15 protein-coding genes and 1 other annotated feature are annotated in these 16,711 nt (G+C 46.9%); of the genes, 11 read left to right on the top strand and 4 right to left on the bottom strand.

Annotated features, from left to right (window positions below; translation table 11 throughout):
* The first annotated feature begins 99 nt into the window (after positions 1-99).
* Positions 100-618 (top strand): DUF1850 domain-containing protein, encoded by a 519-nt coding sequence (locus M1D90_RS09075; RefSeq protein WP_146874526.1) that lies wholly within the window; start codon positions 100-102, stop codon positions 616-618.
* Positions 611-2,575: a TRAP transporter permease gene (locus M1D90_RS09080; protein ID WP_101561064.1), complete on the top strand. Its 1,965-nt coding sequence runs from the start codon at positions 611-613 to the stop codon at positions 2,573-2,575. The genes M1D90_RS09075 and M1D90_RS09080 overlap by 8 nt, the downstream gene beginning before the upstream one ends.
* Positions 2,576-2,612: 37 nt before the next feature.
* On the opposite strand, the gene zwf is transcribed toward M1D90_RS09080, so the two are convergent.
* Positions 2,613-4,076: a glucose-6-phosphate dehydrogenase gene (zwf, locus tag M1D90_RS09085; RefSeq protein WP_031304722.1), complete on the bottom strand. Its 1,464-nt coding sequence runs from the start codon at positions 4,074-4,076 to the stop codon at positions 2,613-2,615.
* Positions 4,077-4,308: 232 nt separating this feature from the next.
* Here zwf and rnz point away from each other — a divergent pair, with 232 nt between their 5' ends.
* The gene (rnz, locus tag M1D90_RS09090) at positions 4,309-5,232 is read left to right on the top strand and encodes a ribonuclease Z (protein ID WP_025811189.1); all 924 of its coding nucleotides are present in this window, start codon (positions 4,309-4,311) and stop codon (positions 5,230-5,232) included.
* A 117-nt stretch (positions 5,233-5,349) separates the two neighbouring features.
* A complete protein-coding gene (gene rpmG / locus M1D90_RS09095; RefSeq protein ID WP_003183271.1) occupies positions 5,350-5,499 on the top strand; it encodes a 50S ribosomal protein L33 in 150 nt (49 codons plus the stop codon).
* Positions 5,500-5,534: 35 nt separating this feature from the next.
* Here the strand turns inward: rpmG and M1D90_RS09100 are convergent, their stop codons facing one another.
* Both M1D90_RS09100 and namA read right to left on the bottom strand, forming a co-directional pair.
* Positions 5,535-6,296, bottom strand: coding sequence for an alpha/beta fold hydrolase (locus M1D90_RS09100; RefSeq protein ID WP_033155092.1), 762 nt, complete (start codon positions 6,294-6,296; stop codon positions 5,535-5,537).
* Between the two features lie 119 nt (positions 6,297-6,415).
* The gene (gene namA / locus M1D90_RS09105) at positions 6,416-7,486 is read right to left on the bottom strand and encodes an NADPH dehydrogenase NamA (protein WP_095291163.1); all 1,071 of its coding nucleotides are present in this window, start codon (positions 7,484-7,486) and stop codon (positions 6,416-6,418) included.
* 136 nt (positions 7,487-7,622) lie between these two features.
* Between namA and M1D90_RS09110 the strand changes: the two genes are divergently transcribed.
* The gene (locus M1D90_RS09110) at positions 7,623-9,227 is read left to right on the top strand and encodes a M20/M25/M40 family metallo-hydrolase (protein WP_025811191.1); all 1,605 of its coding nucleotides are present in this window, start codon (positions 7,623-7,625) and stop codon (positions 9,225-9,227) included.
* A gap of 63 nt (positions 9,228-9,290) precedes the next feature.
* On the opposite strand, the gene proC is transcribed toward M1D90_RS09110, so the two are convergent.
* The gene (gene proC / locus M1D90_RS09115; protein ID WP_025811192.1) at positions 9,291-10,112 is read right to left on the bottom strand and encodes a pyrroline-5-carboxylate reductase; all 822 of its coding nucleotides are present in this window, start codon (positions 10,110-10,112) and stop codon (positions 9,291-9,293) included.
* A 44-nt stretch (positions 10,113-10,156) separates the two neighbouring features.
* Positions 10,157-10,358, bottom strand: a binding site (T-box leader).
* A 145-nt stretch (positions 10,359-10,503) separates the two neighbouring features.
* Here proC and M1D90_RS09120 point away from each other — a divergent pair.
* From M1D90_RS09120 to M1D90_RS09145, 6 genes are all read left to right on the top strand, one after another.
* Complete coding sequence (locus tag M1D90_RS09120; RefSeq protein ID WP_023855135.1) at positions 10,504-11,457, top strand: MBL fold metallo-hydrolase; 954 nt, start codon at positions 10,504-10,506, stop codon at positions 11,455-11,457.
* Between the two features lie 9 nt (positions 11,458-11,466).
* The gene (locus M1D90_RS09125; RefSeq protein ID WP_025811193.1) at positions 11,467-12,249 is read left to right on the top strand and encodes an SDR family NAD(P)-dependent oxidoreductase; all 783 of its coding nucleotides are present in this window, start codon (positions 11,467-11,469) and stop codon (positions 12,247-12,249) included.
* A gap of 427 nt (positions 12,250-12,676) precedes the next feature.
* Positions 12,677-13,399 carry a poly-gamma-glutamate hydrolase family protein gene (locus M1D90_RS09130; protein WP_079289576.1) on the top strand — a complete coding sequence of 241 codons (723 nt, stop codon included), beginning with the start codon at positions 12,677-12,679 and terminating at the stop codon, positions 13,397-13,399.
* A gap of 53 nt (positions 13,400-13,452) precedes the next feature.
* The gene (locus M1D90_RS09135; RefSeq protein WP_023855132.1) at positions 13,453-13,962 is read left to right on the top strand and encodes a DUF3189 family protein; all 510 of its coding nucleotides are present in this window, start codon (positions 13,453-13,455) and stop codon (positions 13,960-13,962) included.
* A gap of 458 nt (positions 13,963-14,420) precedes the next feature.
* Positions 14,421-15,686 (top strand): MFS transporter, encoded by a 1,266-nt coding sequence (locus tag M1D90_RS09140; protein ID WP_456283374.1) that lies wholly within the window; start codon positions 14,421-14,423, stop codon positions 15,684-15,686.
* Positions 15,687-15,732: 46 nt separating this feature from the next.
* A complete protein-coding gene (locus M1D90_RS09145; protein ID WP_025811196.1) occupies positions 15,733-16,437 on the top strand; it encodes a thioesterase II family protein in 705 nt (234 codons plus the stop codon).
* The last annotated feature ends 274 nt before the right edge of the window (positions 16,438-16,711 follow it).

Consider the following 16,711-nt stretch of genomic DNA (forward strand, 5'->3'; position numbering starts at 1 on the left):
CCGCAGGCAGATAAGCGATGAACAAGCCCGGACAATCGATAGACCGTTGCAATGAAACATCGGTCTATCGTTTTTCTATTCGGCAGGGGATTTGGAAAAATGGGGAAATTTAAAATTGTAAAACGGCTTGTGCCGGCGCTGATTATTGCCGCTTTTGCAGCGGCATGCCTGATTCCTTATCAGACCGCTGTCGTGTTCGAGAAAGAGGACAGCGGCGAGATCATCGCTTTTCTTCCCCTCCAAAAGAAGAAAAGCTTTGATGTGATCTATACGCATTCCATCCATCGGACAGAAGTGATCGAATCGTATGTGTGGGAAAAAGGAATGATTCGGCAGACCGCTCTGACCTATCATGATCCGGCCGTCGGGATGCCCGCAAACGCGGAGCAAGGTGAAAGGCTCGTCATCAATAACGGTGTCTATACCATTTCGGATATGAAGAGGACCTTTCCGTTCATTGACATGCGGATCGGAAGGGTGAGGGCGAATCACAGGATCAAGTATTCAGGCGCTGAACATGAGTTAAAGCGGTACATCCGCCCCGGCACATGGACAAGGATGAATGTCCGAAAACTAAATGTCTTGCAACAACTGAGGGGAGTGAATATCAATGACTGAGCAGCTTTCGGAAAAAGATCAGCAGGAACTGCTGGAGAAATACGATCCTGAAGCGGGGACGAGAAAGCTCAAAGGGTTGACGGGGGTCATTGCATTTGTCGGCCTGCTCGCTTTTTCTTTGTTTCAATTATACACAGCCATTTTTGGCGTTTTTCCGGCTCAAATTCAAAGGTCGGTTCATTTAGGATTTGCGCTCGGTCTGATTTTTTTATTGTTTCCGGCGACAAAAGGTTTACGGAAGACCGGCAAATTCAAAGTCGCCTGGTATGACGCAATCTTAGCCGTATTAGGAGCGGGCGTCGGCGCTTATTGGGTTGCCAATTATGAAACGATTGTAGGCGGGATCGGATTGATCACGGAAACGGACTTTTATGTCGGACTGTTGGCCGTCCTGCTCGTATTGGAAGCGACAAGACGTGCTGTCGGGCTGCCGATTACAATCATCGCCGGCCTGTTTCTTTTGTACGGCCTTTACGGCTCGTATCTGCCGGGCTTTTTGTCTCACAACGGCCTGACGCTGGAAAGGCTCGTTCAGACGATGTATTTTACGACGGAAGGAATTTTGGGCACTCCGCTCGCTGTGTCTTCGACATTCATCTTCCTGTTCATCCTGTTCGGTTCATTTCTTGTCAGAACCGGTGTGGGGCAGTATTTTAATGACCTTGCTGTGGCGATCGCCGGACGAAGCACTGGCGGACCGGCAAAAGTCGCGATTTTTTCAAGTGCGCTTCAGGGAACGATCAGCGGAAGCTCTGTCGCCAATGTCGTCACTTCCGGATCGTTTACGATTCCGATGATGAAAAAACTGGGCTATAAAAAAGAATTTGCCGGTGCAGTCGAAGCTTCCGCATCTACAGGCGGGCAGCTGATGCCTCCGATCATGGGAGCCGCCGCCTTTTTAATGGTTGAGTTCATCGGCGGAGGCATTACGTACTGGGATATCGCGAAAGCCGCGATGATCCCGGCTGTTTTGTACTTTACGGGCATCTGGATTATGACCCACTTTGAAGCGAAGCGCCTCGGCCTGCGCGGATTAACGAAAGAAGAAATGCCGAACCGCAAGGAAGTATTCAAAAAGATTTATTTGCTGCTTCCGATCGTTTCGGTCGTCTTTTTGTTAATGTCGGGCATCACGGTCATGCATGCCGCTTTGTATTCGATCGTTCTGGCGATCCTGGTCGGTTTGTTCAACAGGGAAACGCGAATGGGCGTTAAAGGGATTGTGCTGGCTCTCGCGGAAGGAGCGAGAATGGCGCTTTCCGTTGCGGCGGCAACGGCAGCTGCCGGCATCATCGTCGGAGTCGTCACAAAGACGGGTCTCGGCCTCAAACTTGCAAACGGCCTGCTCGATTTGGCAGGAGGCGCATTGCTGCCTTCGCTCTTTTTGACAATGATCGCCGCTCTTGTTCTCGGAATGGGATCGCCGACGACGGCAAACTATGTAATTACGTCAACGATTGCCGCACCAGCCTTGATTTTGCTGAATGTTCCTGATCTGTCGGCCCACTTGTTCGTGTTTTATTTCGGCATCGTAGCTGACATTACACCGCCCGTTGCTTTGGCCGCATTTGCCGCCGCCGGTGTTGCGGGAGGAGAGCCGATCAGAACGGGGATCAATTCAGCAAAGCTTGCGATTGCCGCTTTTATCATCCCGTATGTATTCGTCCTGTCTCCGGAGCTTCTCATGATTGACGCGCATTGGTATGAAATTCTCTGGGTGATCTTTACCGCATTGTCCGGAATGATCGCCATCGGTGCGGGCATGATTGGATTCTGGATGAGAAAAGTGTTCTGGTTTGAAAGAATAATGGCGGCTGCCAGCGGTCTTCTGCTGATTTATCCGGAGGGCTATTCCGACATAATCGGTCTCGGCATATTCCTTCTGTTGTTCGTTCTTCAGCTGATGTGGAAGCGGGACAAAAGCCATCCAGAAGAAATGCAGGCCTTAAAAGCATAAATAAAAAAACAGCCTTCAATGTGAAGGCTGTTTTTTATTAAAGCGGCCACCAATGAAAGCCGTCTTTTGCGAGCAGGTCATCAGAAGCTTTCGGTCCCATAGAGCCCGCCTCATAGTTAGGGGAAAGGGTTTTGTTTTCCTCCCAGTTTTGAGAAATCGCATCAACAAAACTCCAGGAAAGCGCAACTTCATCCCAGTGGGCAAAGTTTGTCGCGTCTCCGTGCAAACAGTCCAAAATCAGCTTTTCATAAGCTTCAGGCGTGTTGATGCCGTCCCCGCAGTTATGGCAGTAGTCGAGCTTGATCGGCTGGGCAAAAGTGCCGCCTCCAAGCTTCCTTGCGTTTAAATGAAGGGTGATGCCTTCATCAGGTTGAATATGGATCACCAGCAGGTTAGGATGCATCGTGTTGCCGTTTCCGTAATAAAGATTCATCGGAATGTCTTTAAATTGGACGACAATCTGGGTTGATTTTTTCTGCATCCGTTTCCCTGTCCGGATGTAGAACGGCACACCGGCCCATCTGAAGTTGTCGATCAGCAGTTTGCCGGCAACGAACGTTTCCGTATTCGACTCTTTTGCTACATTTTGCTCATCGCGATAAGCCGGAACCTGTTTTTCGTCAACGACACCCGCGTCATACTGGCCGCGCACAAAAAACTGATCGACTTCGTCTTTTCGAATCGGACGAAGGGCTCTGAGCACCTTCACTTTTTCGCTGCGGATCTCTTCCGTGTTCAGCTTGATCGGCGGTTCCATCGCAAGCAGCGCCACCATTTGAAGAATGTGGTTTTGAACCATGTCTCGAAGCGCACCGGATTTTTCATAATATCTCGCTCTGTCTTCCACACCCAAATCTTCACTTGACGTGATTTGAATGTTCGAGATGTATCTGTTTGTCCAAAGCGGCTCAAAAATCGCGTTGGCAAAGCGGATGACTTCGATGTTCTGCACCATTTGCTTTCCTAGATAATGGTCAATCCGATAGATTTGATCTTCTGTAAAGGCTTCGCGAATTTCCTGATTCAAGGATTTTGCGCTCGGCAGATCATGTCCGAAAGGCTTCTCGATCACGAGCCTTGACCAGCCTGTTGTTGAAGTGACACCCTCTGATTTTAGGAACTTTGCAATCGTTCCGAAAAATTCAGGAGCCATCGCTAAGTAAAACATCCGGTTATTCGGAATATCATATGTACTTTCCAGCTTCTCTAAAAGTTCGTTCAATTCCCGGTATGAGCCGGAATTTGTAACATCAAAAGGATGATAGTAGAAGTGAGATGTAAACTCGTCTACATCCTTTTCGTTTAACGGAAACTTCGAAACCGATTGCTGTACGGTACTGCGAAAGTCTTCATTTGTCCAAGGGCGTCTGCCGACTCCGACAACCGCGAATTCATTCCCGATTTGTCCGTTTTCGTAGAGCCTGTGGATAGAAGGATATAGTTTTCGTTTTGCCAAATCCCCTGTTGCGCCAAATATTACGATAACTGCTTTTGGTTCCATTTGATCTTTTTTCAATTAAACGTACCTCACTTTATTCGAAGCTAAGTTTATTTTCTTCATTTTAAAGCTAATAATCCCTTAAAGCAAACATTTGAGATCGAATCGTATGAAAAGTTTACTGAAAACGGGCAGGGTATTTAGTTGCATAGCATGGCGTGAAGCCGGCGTTTCTTTTTTCTCAGACTTCCTGTATGCTTGTGATAGATGAAGTTTTTAGCAGGAGGAAAGGATATTGGAGTTATTATTTTTAGGAACGGGAGCAGGCATCCCCGCAAAAACGAGGAATGTCACATCCGTTGCATTGAAGCTTTTAGAAGAAAGGCGGTCTGTTTGGCTGTTTGACTGCGGGGAGGCCACACAGCATCAAATTTTACATACATCGATCAAGCCCAGAAAAATTGAAAAGATTTTTATTACCCATCTTCACGGCGATCATGTATACGGGCTTCCGGGTCTTGTCAGCAGCCGCTCTTTCCAGGGAGGAGAAGGTCCGCTGACCGTGTACGGACCGCAAGGAATCAAAACGTTTCTTGAAACGGCGCTTGACGTATCGGGGACGCATGTCACATATCCGCTTGTGATTAAGGAGATTGAAGAAGGGACAGTCTTTGAAGATGACCAGTTTATCGTGACGGCGAGAAGCGTATCTCACGGCATCCCCGCTTTTGGATACCGCGTGCAGGAAAAAGATGTTCCAGGCGCACTTGACGCCGAAGCGCTGAAACAGACCGGAGTCTCGCCTGGCCCTGTTTATCAAAAGCTGAAAAACGGGGAGACGGTCACATTGGAAGATGGCCGGAAGATTCGCGGTGCAGACTTTATCGGACCGCCGAAAAAAGGGCGGATTGTCGCTTTTTCCGGAGATACGAGGCCATGCGAGAATGTGAAGAAGCTTGCCGAAAAAGCCGATGTCCTCATCCATGAAGCAACATTTGCGAAAGGCGACAGGGAGCTTGCCGGAGACTATTATCACAGCACTTCAGAACAAGCGGCGGAAACAGCGCGGGAGGCCTGCGCAAAAGAACTGATTTTAACCCATATCAGTGCAAGATACCAGGGGGAAAACGTGCTTGAACTGGTCAATGAAGCGAAAGCGATCTTTCCTGATACCGTGGCAGCTTTTGACTTTTATGAGCATGAGATCAAAAGAACTTAATTGGCATTCGAAGCTTCTTTGTTCCGGCAATGCGGGACGGGAAGCTTTTTTTGTTGACACGGTTTTAAAATGGTGTATAATAAAGCGTAATCATTACGTTTTGATAAGGAGGACAACATGAGAGTCAAAATTACATTGGCGTGTACTGAAACAGGGGACCGCAATTATATTACGACAAAAAACAAACGTACAAATCCGGATCGCCTGGAATTGAAAAAATATTCTCCGCGTCTGAAAAGGCACACGATACACCGAGAAACAAAATAACAAAAAACCAGCAGAATGTCTGCTGGTTTTTTTGTTTAATTGGCGGCTTGATAAGCGTATGTTTGCTGCTGTGCGGCATACCACACATCATAGATCGCAAGCTGGACGATGTGGGGCTCATCATGATGGATCAAATGCGAGCTGTTTTTCGCTTGAATCCAGCCGCTTTGATGCGAAAGAGACAGCAGTCTGCTGTGAAGCTTCAGCCACTCGTGATGAGCCTGTTTCGCCGCCTCCGTTCTTTTTCCCGCCGAAAGGACGAGCAAAGGAACCGAACCAAGGTGTTTCTTTTCCTGCTTCAGAATGTCTAGGCTTTGTTGAAAGTCCTCATGGGACCCTTCGATCGAAAACTGTTTGCTGTAGTCTTCTTTTAATGTTTCCGGAAGAAGAGGCAGCACTGTTTCCTCCTGATCTTCACAAGCGGGATCAAGCAGCACCATGCCGATGACTTCATCGCTGTACCGGCTTGCAAACAACCTTGCAATGACGGCGCCGAACGAATGGGCAACAAACAGGTATGGTGGTTTGACGCCTGCTGCTGCAAGCAGCGCTTTTAGTTCCTTCACCATCTGATCCGCTGTTCTTTTGCTGCTGCTCGGCCCGCTGTTGCCAAGGCCTGCACGGTCGTATGCAAACAAGCCGAGATCTTCGTCTATATCGGGTAAAATGGGCTGCCAAGTCTTTGAAGAAGAACCGTAGTCCGCTTCAAAAATAATGGTTGCGTTCTTTTTTCCTTTTCTCTGCTTTGTGTAAAACATGCATCCTTCAACTGTATATATTCTTTCCGTTATGGTCATAGAGGTCATCCTCTCTCTGTATATGGTGTTCTATTAGGAAAGACGCACGAACAAGGATGTTCGTTTCTCACGAGTTTGAAAAAAAGAAATATCCCGCCTTGAGGCGGGATATCAGCAACTTACCAGGCTCTGTCGTACTGAACAGGTCCTTCAATTTTTGTGTTCAGCTGTTTGGCAGCGGTTTTCGGCCAGTATGGATCTCTCAGCAGCTCTCGCGCAACGAAAATGAGATCTGCGCGTCCATTTTGGAGGATTTCCTCAGCTTGAAGGCCGCTTGTGATCAACCCGACTGCACCTGTCTGGATTTCGGCTTGGGCGCGAATTGTATCGGCGAAGCCGACTTGATAACCCGGGAAGACGTTGATGTCGGCAGGCACGACTGCACCGGAGCTGACATCGATCAAATCAACGCCCTGTTCTTTCATCCATTTGGCGAAACCGACATAATCGGCGACATCAAGGCCTTTTGTTTTGTAGTCTGAAGCTGAAACGCGTACGAACAATGGCCCGTCCCAGACTTCTTTTACAGCGTCGATGACTTCGCGAAGCAGCCTGTAGCGGTTTTCCGGTGATCCTCCATATTCATCCTCGCGTTTGTTGGAAAGCGGTGATAAAAATTCGTTGATCAAATATCCGTGGGCCCCATGAATCTCAATGATGTCAAAGCCGGCGGCTTTCGCGCGTTCAGCTCCTTTTTTGAAAGCCTGAACGGTTTCTTTTATGTCTTCTTTTGTCATTTCAATAGGTGTTCTCGAATTTTCGTCGAAAGGAAGAGCTGAAGGCCCGTAGATTGTACCTTCGACCTCGGCTTTTCTTCCGGCGTGTGCCAGCTGAATCGCCGTTTTGCTGCCGTACGGCTTGATTTGTGACGTTAATGCGGCAAGTCCGTCAATATGCGCGTCATCCCATATACCAAGATCCTGATCGGAGATTCTGCCCTCTGGGGTGACGGCGGTAGCTTCTACCATGATCAGTCCGACTTGTCCGACGGCGCGGGAGATGTAGTGGGTCATGTGGAACGGCTGCACTTTTCCATCCTTTTCATGGGAGGAATACATGCACATCGGCGACATGACAATCCGGTTTTTTAGTGTAACTCCTTTTAAACTCCATGGTGTGAACAGTTTTCGATTACTCAAATTTTTTCGCCTCCCGTAAGTTTTCGCCTCGATTATACCAATTCTGCCCATTCACGTCATATAAACTGCTCAAGTCATTTCCATATGTAAGAATGTTCAGTACAATAAAGTTGTTCACATTCTATTTTTTACTAAATACGATATTTGCATACACCTGCGGAAAACAGCGAAAGAGGGGGTTTGCTTTGTGAAGTGGCAGACAGTGGAAGAACTGAAACAGCTGCTCATTTCTCTAGTTCAATACGAAAGCATCTCAGGCACGGCCGGAGAAGTGGCGCTTGCGAAGTATATGCATGATTTATTAAAAGACCGTTCGTACTTTCAAAAGAATCCTGAATATTTAAAGCTTCACCCGATGGAAGACGGGCGTTATTTTCTAACCGCCCTCGTCAAAAAGGAAGAGAAATCAAATACGGTGCTCCTCTTGAGCCATTTTGACGTGGTCGATACGGCAGACTACGGCGAATTCAAACATACGGCATGCAAAGTCCCAGAACTCATGGATGTATTAAATGATAAAAAAGAACTTTTGCCCAAACGGGTCAGAAGAGACTTGGAAAGCGGCGAGTGGCTGTTTGGAAGGGGAAGCATGGACATGAAAGCGGGTCTTGCTGTTCAATTTTCGATGTTGGAACGGGCGATGAACGGAGAATTTGACGGAAACCTTCTATTAATTACGGTTCCGGACGAAGAAGTCAACTCACAGGGGATGCTTGAAGCCGTACCCGCACTGAAAGCTTTAGAAGAGGAATTTGGCCTTCATTATACATCATGCTTAAATTGTGAGCCGATGTTTGAAAAACATCCGGGAGATCAGAAGCAATACGTCTATTCAGGCAGCATCGGCAAAGCGCTTGCCGGATTTTTCTGCAAAGGGATTGAGACGCATGTCGGCGAGCCGTTTGCAGGGGTGAATGCGAATTTAATGGTGTCCGAAATCAACAGGCTGCTCGAATTAAACGTTGACTATTGCGAAGAAGCGGATGGAGAAGTGACGCCTCCCCCGGCCAATCTGATGCAAAAAGATTTGAAGGAAGCGTACTCGGTTCAGACTCCTCACGCAGCGGTGTCGCTCTTTAATGTGCTGATGATGGAGCGTTCCGCCGCCGAGCTCCATCACATGCTGCTTGACACAGCCAAGGAAGCGGCCGCCAATATTCAAACAAATATTGAGCGTAAAACGGCCGAATATCAGCGATTTGAAGCATTCACGCCAATGAATCCGACCGTTTCCGTGCTGACGTTTGAGGAGCTGTGGAACAAAGCAAAGGAAAAGGCCGGGAAGTCCGAGGCGGAGCGCATACTCAACTTTGCATTTGCCAACAGGGGGAAGCTTGGAGACCGCGATTTTTCAACGAAAATCGTGTCTGAATTGGCTTCGCTCTGCAAAGAAGATGCTCCGATGATCGTTCTGTTTTACAGTCCGCCGTTTTATCCGGCTGTTTCTTCAAAGGACGATCCTTTGATCCGAAAGGTGATGAAAGATGTGAAACAGTATGCGGCCGACAGGTACGGTATTGAATTTACAGAAGTCCAATATTTTCCCGGCCTGTCCGATTTAAGCTACCTTCAGCTGCAAAAGCAGTCTGTCGATGCGTTCACATCCAATATGCCGCTGTTTCAACACGGCTATTCATTGCCTAAAGGACGAGAAAACGCACTGTTTGTGCCGGTCATCAATATCGGGCCGGCCGGCAAAGACCCTCATAAATGGACGGAACGCCTCCATGTGCCGTTTTCATTCGGAAAGCTGCCCGATATCCTTCGGCTGGCGATACACAAGCTTCTCTAAGTATACGGACGGGGCCGCTTGGGGAAAAATCGGGAACAAGCGAAACGCTGTCTCCCGATTTTTTTAAATTTTGGCCGCAAACATATCCCTGATTTCCGCAGAACGATTCGCCGCTTCTTTGACGCAGGATATGACGATCTGTTCGAATTGATGGTCGTCAAGCACCCGAAGGCCCGCTTCCGTTGTCCCTCCGGCGCTTGTAATCTCTTTTCTCATGACAGAAGGGTTCCTGCCGGTTTCAAGCATTTGAGCCGCACCTGACATCATATCGATAATCAGCTGTTTCGCCGTTTCTTCAGGAAGTCCCAATTCCGCAGCTGACGCCTGCAGGGCTTCGACAAATCGATAAACAAAAGCGGGGCCGCTTCCGGCTACTGCTGTCACCGCATCAAGGGCAGATTCCTCAACGATTGCAACGCTTCCGACTGTCGCAAAGAGGTCAGCTGCTTCCCGCATCTGCTCTTTCGTCACGAGCGGGCTTGCCGCAAAGGCTGTGGCTGATTTTTGAATGGCGGCCGATGTATTCGGCATGGCCCTTACAACTGGCAGATCAAGCCCGGCGTAGTGCTGGATCGTGCGAATCGGAATGCCTGCAAGGACTGAAATCAGCAGCTGATCTTTTCGCAAATAGGGGCGGAGTGCGGCCATTCCGGCCGCCGCGTCCTTCGGCTTCATCGCCAAAACGAGTGTATCCGAACGGGCGGCGACTTTTGCCGTATCGGCTTCTCCGCACACCCCGTATGTCTCGCTTAACTCACGAAGTCTGGCCGTATTCGACTGATTCGTAACGAATATCGCTTCCGGCTCCATCGCACCGCTTTTGACAAGCCCCTTAATCATCGCTTCAGCCATCGAACCGGCTCCGATAAATCCCATTCGTTTCATTATGAATTCCTCCTTCTAAAAAACAAAAAAACCTTTCCGTCTTCACAAAGGACGAAAAGGTTTCGCGGTACCACCTTCATTAGCATATACATGCTCAGCTCTTGCCCCGTAACGCGGGATACGTTTAGGTTTGCCTAAGCGCTCTGAGGGCAGGTTCAACATGCAAGCGGGCTGTGAAATCTTTCAGCCGTGGATTTCACTCTCTTTCACCATTGCTTGTTTACTATTCCTCTTCATTGCGTCTTCAATCATTTACCTGCATATATTTGTTGTTCATTATGCTATGAGGAATGATGAAATGTCAACAGGCATTTGAAGCAAAAATGACATGCGCGGGAGAAAAAGGTAAAATATGATCAACATCAATTCGCAGGATGAGGAGAATCAAACGATGAAAGACGCAAGAATCATTCCTATTTCACTGCCGACTCCGTTTGCAGTCGGAGACGTCAACATTTATTTGGTCAGAGGCGAGGCGCTGACTCTGGTCGATGCCGGGCCCAACACAAAGGAGGCGGCCGCCGTTTTGAAGAAAGAGCTGGCCGGCCAGGGACTGTCATTAAACGATATTGACCAGGTCGTTCTGACCCATCATCACGCTGATCACGCCGGACTGCTGGACGAATTCCCCGCAGGGGTCAACATCATCGGCCATCCGTTCAATGAACCGTATATCAGCCAAAATCCCGATTTTATTGAAAAACAAAAGGCCTTTTTTACATACCTGTATCAGCGATTCGGCGTTCCCGGCGATATGAAGCCGCCGGGGCTTACGGTAAAAGCGTCGTACCGGTTTTCCTGTAATCGGACTTTGACAGAGACCGTTTCAGAAGGCGCGCAAATTGACGGGCTTGAAGGGTGGAGGGTTCTTGAGACGCCCGGACACGCCGCTTCACATATTGTCCTTTATCATGAGGAGCTTGGAAGCATGCTCGGAGGAGACTTGCTGTTAAAGCCGTCTTCTTCAAATCCGCTTCTTGAAGTGCCGCAAAAAGGAGAAAGGCGCCCGACTCCGCTGCTGGACTATTTGAAATCGCTCGGCAGGCTGCGGGAGCTTCCGCTCAACATTATTTATCCCGGCCACGGGGAGGACATCACAAAAGTGAATGAGCTTGTCGCCAAAAGGCTGGAAAAGCAGCGAAACAGAGCCGAAGAGGTGTACCGCATCCTTACTGAAAAACCGCATTCACCTTATCAGATATGTCAAAAACTGTTCCCTGCAGTCTATGAAAAAGAGCTGTTCTTAACGATGTCAGAAACGATTGGGCAGCTTGACGATTTGGAATCCCAAGGGAGGATCGGAGCAGAAACGGCCGATGGAATCGAGTACTATTACGCAAAGTAGGTGACGAACATGCAGCAAAAGTTGAAAGAGCAAAACGTGATGATTACAGGGGCTTCAGGAGGACTTGGGGAACGGATCGCATACCATGCCGCCAAGGAAGGAGCCGAGGTCATTCTGGCTGCGCGCAGAAAAGACCGCCTCATGGCTTTGAAGCAAAACATCGCCGATGAAACCGGTGCAAAATGCCGCATAATCGCATTGGACGTCAGCCGGACGGATGACATAAAAGCGGCGTTCCAAGAGGCCGGTCCGGTTGATATTCTTGTGAACAACGCGGGATTCGGTATTTTCGAAAACGCGCTTGACGCTTCCCTTGAAGATATGAAAGCGATGTTTGAGGTCAACGTATTCGGTCTGATCGCCTGCACGAAAATGGCACTCCCGCATATGATCAGGCAAGACAAAGGCCATATTATCAACATCGCCTCGCAAGCGGGCAAATTAGCGACGCCCAAGTCAAGCCTTTATGCGGCAACAAAGCATGCTGTGCTCGGGTATTCAAACAGCTTGAGAATGGAGCTTGCCGAAACGAGGGTCAACGTGACAACGGTCAATCCTGGACCGATTCAAACCGACTTTTTTAAGACGGCCGATAAAAGAGGGGATTATGTCAAAAGCGTCGAGAGATGGATGCTTGATCCGGATCAGGTTGCTAAGAAAGTCGTCTCGGCAATGATGACGAACAAGCGAGAAATTAATCTTCCAGGCTGGATGAACGGCGTCAGCAAACTCTATCAGCTCTTCCCAGCCCTGGTTGAACGAGCAGGCCGGAGCGCTTTCTATAAAAAATGATCGTCTCTGAAAGGAACGGAATCGTCCGTTTCTTTTTTATTTGCATTTTTTTAGATGATCTCCTGTCAGAGAGGCTCAAAATATCATATAAAGACAGGGAGACTTTGTCCCTCTTCAAACCGCTGCACCGAACCTGTGCTTCCTTCTATAGGCTTTGCTTGATCTGAAGGCACCTGTCCCGTCTGAGGCAATCGATATAAAAATACTGTATGCCGAAAGATTCCGTGCTTCCGGGAACACGTGCCGGCCGCTGATGAAAAATAAGGTAAAGGTCGCTTTCGTTATGCTGTTCTTCTTATATAAAATGGCAACTGGGTGACGAAAAGGAGTAATATTTTACCATTTATTGAAATTCTCTCATCCCGGCCGAAACATGATATCACGTGATACTCGCAACAAAATACACGATAAAAGGAGTTTCTTAACGGTGCAGGAAGAATGGAACCTATTGATGAAAAATCGTTGCATCATCTGGTTAGTCACGGGGATTTGCTTAACGGTCATCTTTCAATTTCCGCTGCAGAGCGTCGCTTCATCTGCAGACAAATACGCCAATTTTGCCGAGCTTGCCGAACATGAAACAGAAGGAGAAGATTATCAAATCGAATATACAGACATGGGCACCGAACTGCTGATTCTTTCGCCGCACGGCGGAGGAATCGAAGGAGGTGTCAGTGAACTTGTCCGCGCCTTCAGCGCCGATTATTCCACTTACTTATTCGAAGGAATCAAACCCTCGCAAAACTGGGATCTTCACATCACAAGCAATCATTTTGATGAACCGCAGGCCGTCAAAGCGGTCAAAGAGCACAACTATACGCTGGCTTTTCATGGATATCATGACATCGTTGAACATACGCTTGTGGGAGGAACGGATACCGGAGGGGCGAAAGCGATTGTCAGAGCGCTGCACAACCAAGGTTTTTCAGCGGAGCTGGTCAGCCCAAGCCACCGGCTTGCAGGGGGAAATCCCGAAAATATCAATAATCAATGCAAAACAGGTCAAAGCATTCAATTGGAAATCAGCACGCCTCAACGAGAGGCTTTTTTTTCGGAGTTCGGCCTGTGGACGCGGGCAAGTTCTAAAAATGAGACGTTCCAAACGTATGTCTCAGCTGTTAAAGAAGTTTTGGAAACGCGGTATAAATAAGATTGTATATTTGGGTCACATTAAAACTAAAGACATTTAAGAGGGTGAGTATGTTGATCTATATATACAACTGTTACGGCGGCACTCATTCTTCTGCACTTGCCGCCGCTTATCATCTGAAAAAGCTCCCATTCAGCAGAAAACCGTCGAAAAACGAAATTTTAAGTACCGACTGTTTTAATCAATTAAGTCCGAAGGAAATGGGGAAATTAATCTTTCACGGTCTTGATGAAGAAGGCCACCAGGTGTACACGATCGGCAGAGGGTCATCAAAAGCGGTCATTCCAGCCATGCTGGGCGTTTTCGAGCTGTTTGAAAAAAACGGAAAACTGCAGGAAAAAGTCGTTTTTTCAAACACGTCTCCGACTGTGCCCATTGCGATGACATTCGGCGGTTTATTTTCAAGAAGGCTGAAAATCGATCCGATCGGGGTTCCTTTGCTGGTGCTCGGAGCGCAGCAGGCATACAAAGACATCATCAAACTGGTGCAGCAAACAAAAGACCGTTCAAAAACGACTTCTTCGGTGATCGAAGTGCTGGATAACAATTTCATAAAAAAATGAACATCTAAACAGCTTCCAGTATGATGAGTCTTTCGGCTTCCATATAGGAAGCGTTTTTTTATTTTTTAAATATAGTAATTGTTTTTTAAAAAGGACATTTTCTAAAAAATTGAATATAAGATAGAGGATATTGTTGAAATAGGACGAATCTATAACCTTAGAATTACTTTTCATAAATTTACTTCTTTGTAAATTTGAAGGGTAGAGATCAAGGATTTCCCTTCCACTTTGCTAGAGAATACTATCTGAAAGAAGAAACGGGGGGTTAAAAAGACGGCTGCAATCGTTTGAGAAGCAGCGATTTTATATTGGGAAATTCAATCTGTGACACTTTAAATGATAGAAGTGTAGTTTTGAAAATGAAAATCAGCGTGATAAGAGACGGAAAATTAGAATGATGTTATTTTTTTAGAATAACAAATGGATCCGTCTGTCTCAATACAAATTAGGAGGCGCCTATGAAAAAAATGTTTTCTATTTTTCAAAATAAAAATTATGCGCTGCTGTTCTTCGCATCCTTTACCTCACAAATGGGAGGGATCATCGGACTCACTGCCCTCTTGTTTTACCTGCTAGACCGTTTTTCCAATCAGTCTGCATATGCCACAATGACCGAGCTGATGCTGTCATTGCCTACATTGGCTGTATTTTTCCTCGTCGGTGTTTTCGCGGATAAGTTTGACCGGCAGAAAATCGCCAAAAACTGCGATTGGATCTGTATGGGACTATCTATTGTATTACTGCTGTCTCTCTATCTTGAATGGATGCCGTTTACATTTGCCGTTCTTTTTTTAAGAAATGCCGTTAAAAGTTTTTTCACCCCTGCCCAAACTTCTCTTATTCAAGGAATATTATCTGAAAACGAATATTCGCTGGCCGTCGGATTGAATCAAATGGTAGCCAGTTTATTTATGCTGTTCGGAAACGGGCTTGGCGTATTTTGTTATTGGACGCTTGGAGTTGAAGGAGCCGTTATGGTTGATGCAGCCAGCTTCGCACTGAGCGGGCTTTTAATTCAAGCCTGCCGGATTTCCGATGCCGTCCGCATGCCAAATGGAAAACATTCCATTAGACAGCTGAATATCGCTGGTATATGGAAAGATTTCACACTTGGTTTTACTTATATTCTCAACCATAAATTGCTGCTTGCTCTCGTGTCCGGATTCGTCCTTTTCGGAGTTGTCAATGGGGGGCTCTCGGTCATGCAGGTGTTTATATTAAAATACAAGCTTGCACCTGGAAACTATGAAGAGATGTCGATTGTACTCGGCATTGTTTTCGGTGCGGGGTTTTTGGCGGGGAGCATCGCCGCATCCTTGCTTTCTCAAAAATTGAAGCTTTATCAACTTTTGATCCTAGCGCTGATTGTTTGCGGATGTGCCACGATTTCAGGCTCCCTGGTTAAAAGTTTGTGGATGTATATGGTCTGCTCCTGCTTTATCGCGGTTTCGCTTCCAAGCATCAACGTTGCCATCGGAGGGTGGATACCAAACATCGTCAATCCGAAAATGATGGGTAGGGTGCAGGGGTGGATTCATCCGCTTATGATGCTCTCACAGTCGCTGACCCTTCTGTTTATTGCGTGGCTTTACCCGGCATGGATCGCGCTTGAAAGCCTGTATTGGCTAGTCGGGGGAAGCCTGATTGCTGTTGGCGTTTTCTACATGATTATCCTTCCGAAGTTTTTAGCGCTGAATCGGACGGCTGACGTATCTGTCGATTAACGGCTTATTCACCAAAAAATATCTACAACGAAAGGGAATGATAGAAATGAAATTATTTTGCCTGCCTTACGCCGGCGGATCCGAATCTGCATTTTATTCCTGGAAAGGCCATATGCAGCCCGACATTGAGATTTGTCCGATTCAGCTGAAGGGAAGGGGCCGGCGTTTCAACGAGCCTTGTTACGAAAGCCTTGAAGAAGCAGTTCAAGACATTTTTGAGCAGGTTCAAGCTGAACGAAAAGGTGACGACTACGCTCTTTTTGGGCACAGCATGGGAAGCCTTTTGGCATATGAACTTTACTATCAAATGAGCGGGGCGGGAGCTGAAAAACCGGTTCACATTTTTTTCTCGGGCTATAAAGCGCCAAACAGGATCAGAAAGAAAGAAAAACTGCATACCTTGCCCAATCCTATTTTTAAGAAAAAAATTGTCGAGCTCGGGGGAACACCTGAGGAGCTCATCAATCATGAAGAGCTATTTGAATTGTTTATCCCCATTCTCAAAAGCGACTTTAAAATGGTAGAAAACTATATCTATCAAGAAAGAAACAGCAAAATAGATTGCGACATTACCGTTCTCAACGGAAAAGAAGACGCTATGAGCAAGGAAGATGTATCCGATTGGAAACATCATACTTCAGGACACTTTACAGCCTACTACTTTGAGGGGAATCATTTCTTTTTGCACCATCACGTTGAAAAGATCACCGGCATCATCAATCATTCATTGACAGCCAGCCGGACGTTTTAACCTACGATTTCGGCGAGATTCAAGCCCGGGTCTAATCTATTTTTCCTTCCTCCGCCGCTTCGAAAATTACTTTTATTATAATCGGAACAGTGTTTTTTAGGTCTTTTGATCTGGTTGCTGTTTATCTTGTCTCATAAATACGTGTATCGACAATGTAAAATATAAAATATCCAATTCATAAAAAATTAACCATTATTAAACAATATTCCCATGGAAAATAATGATTATTTTTGATAATCTGTTTTCACAAGACGGAGGTTCAATAAAAAATCGG

The organism is Bacillus sp. JZ34 (genome assembly GCF_053903205.1).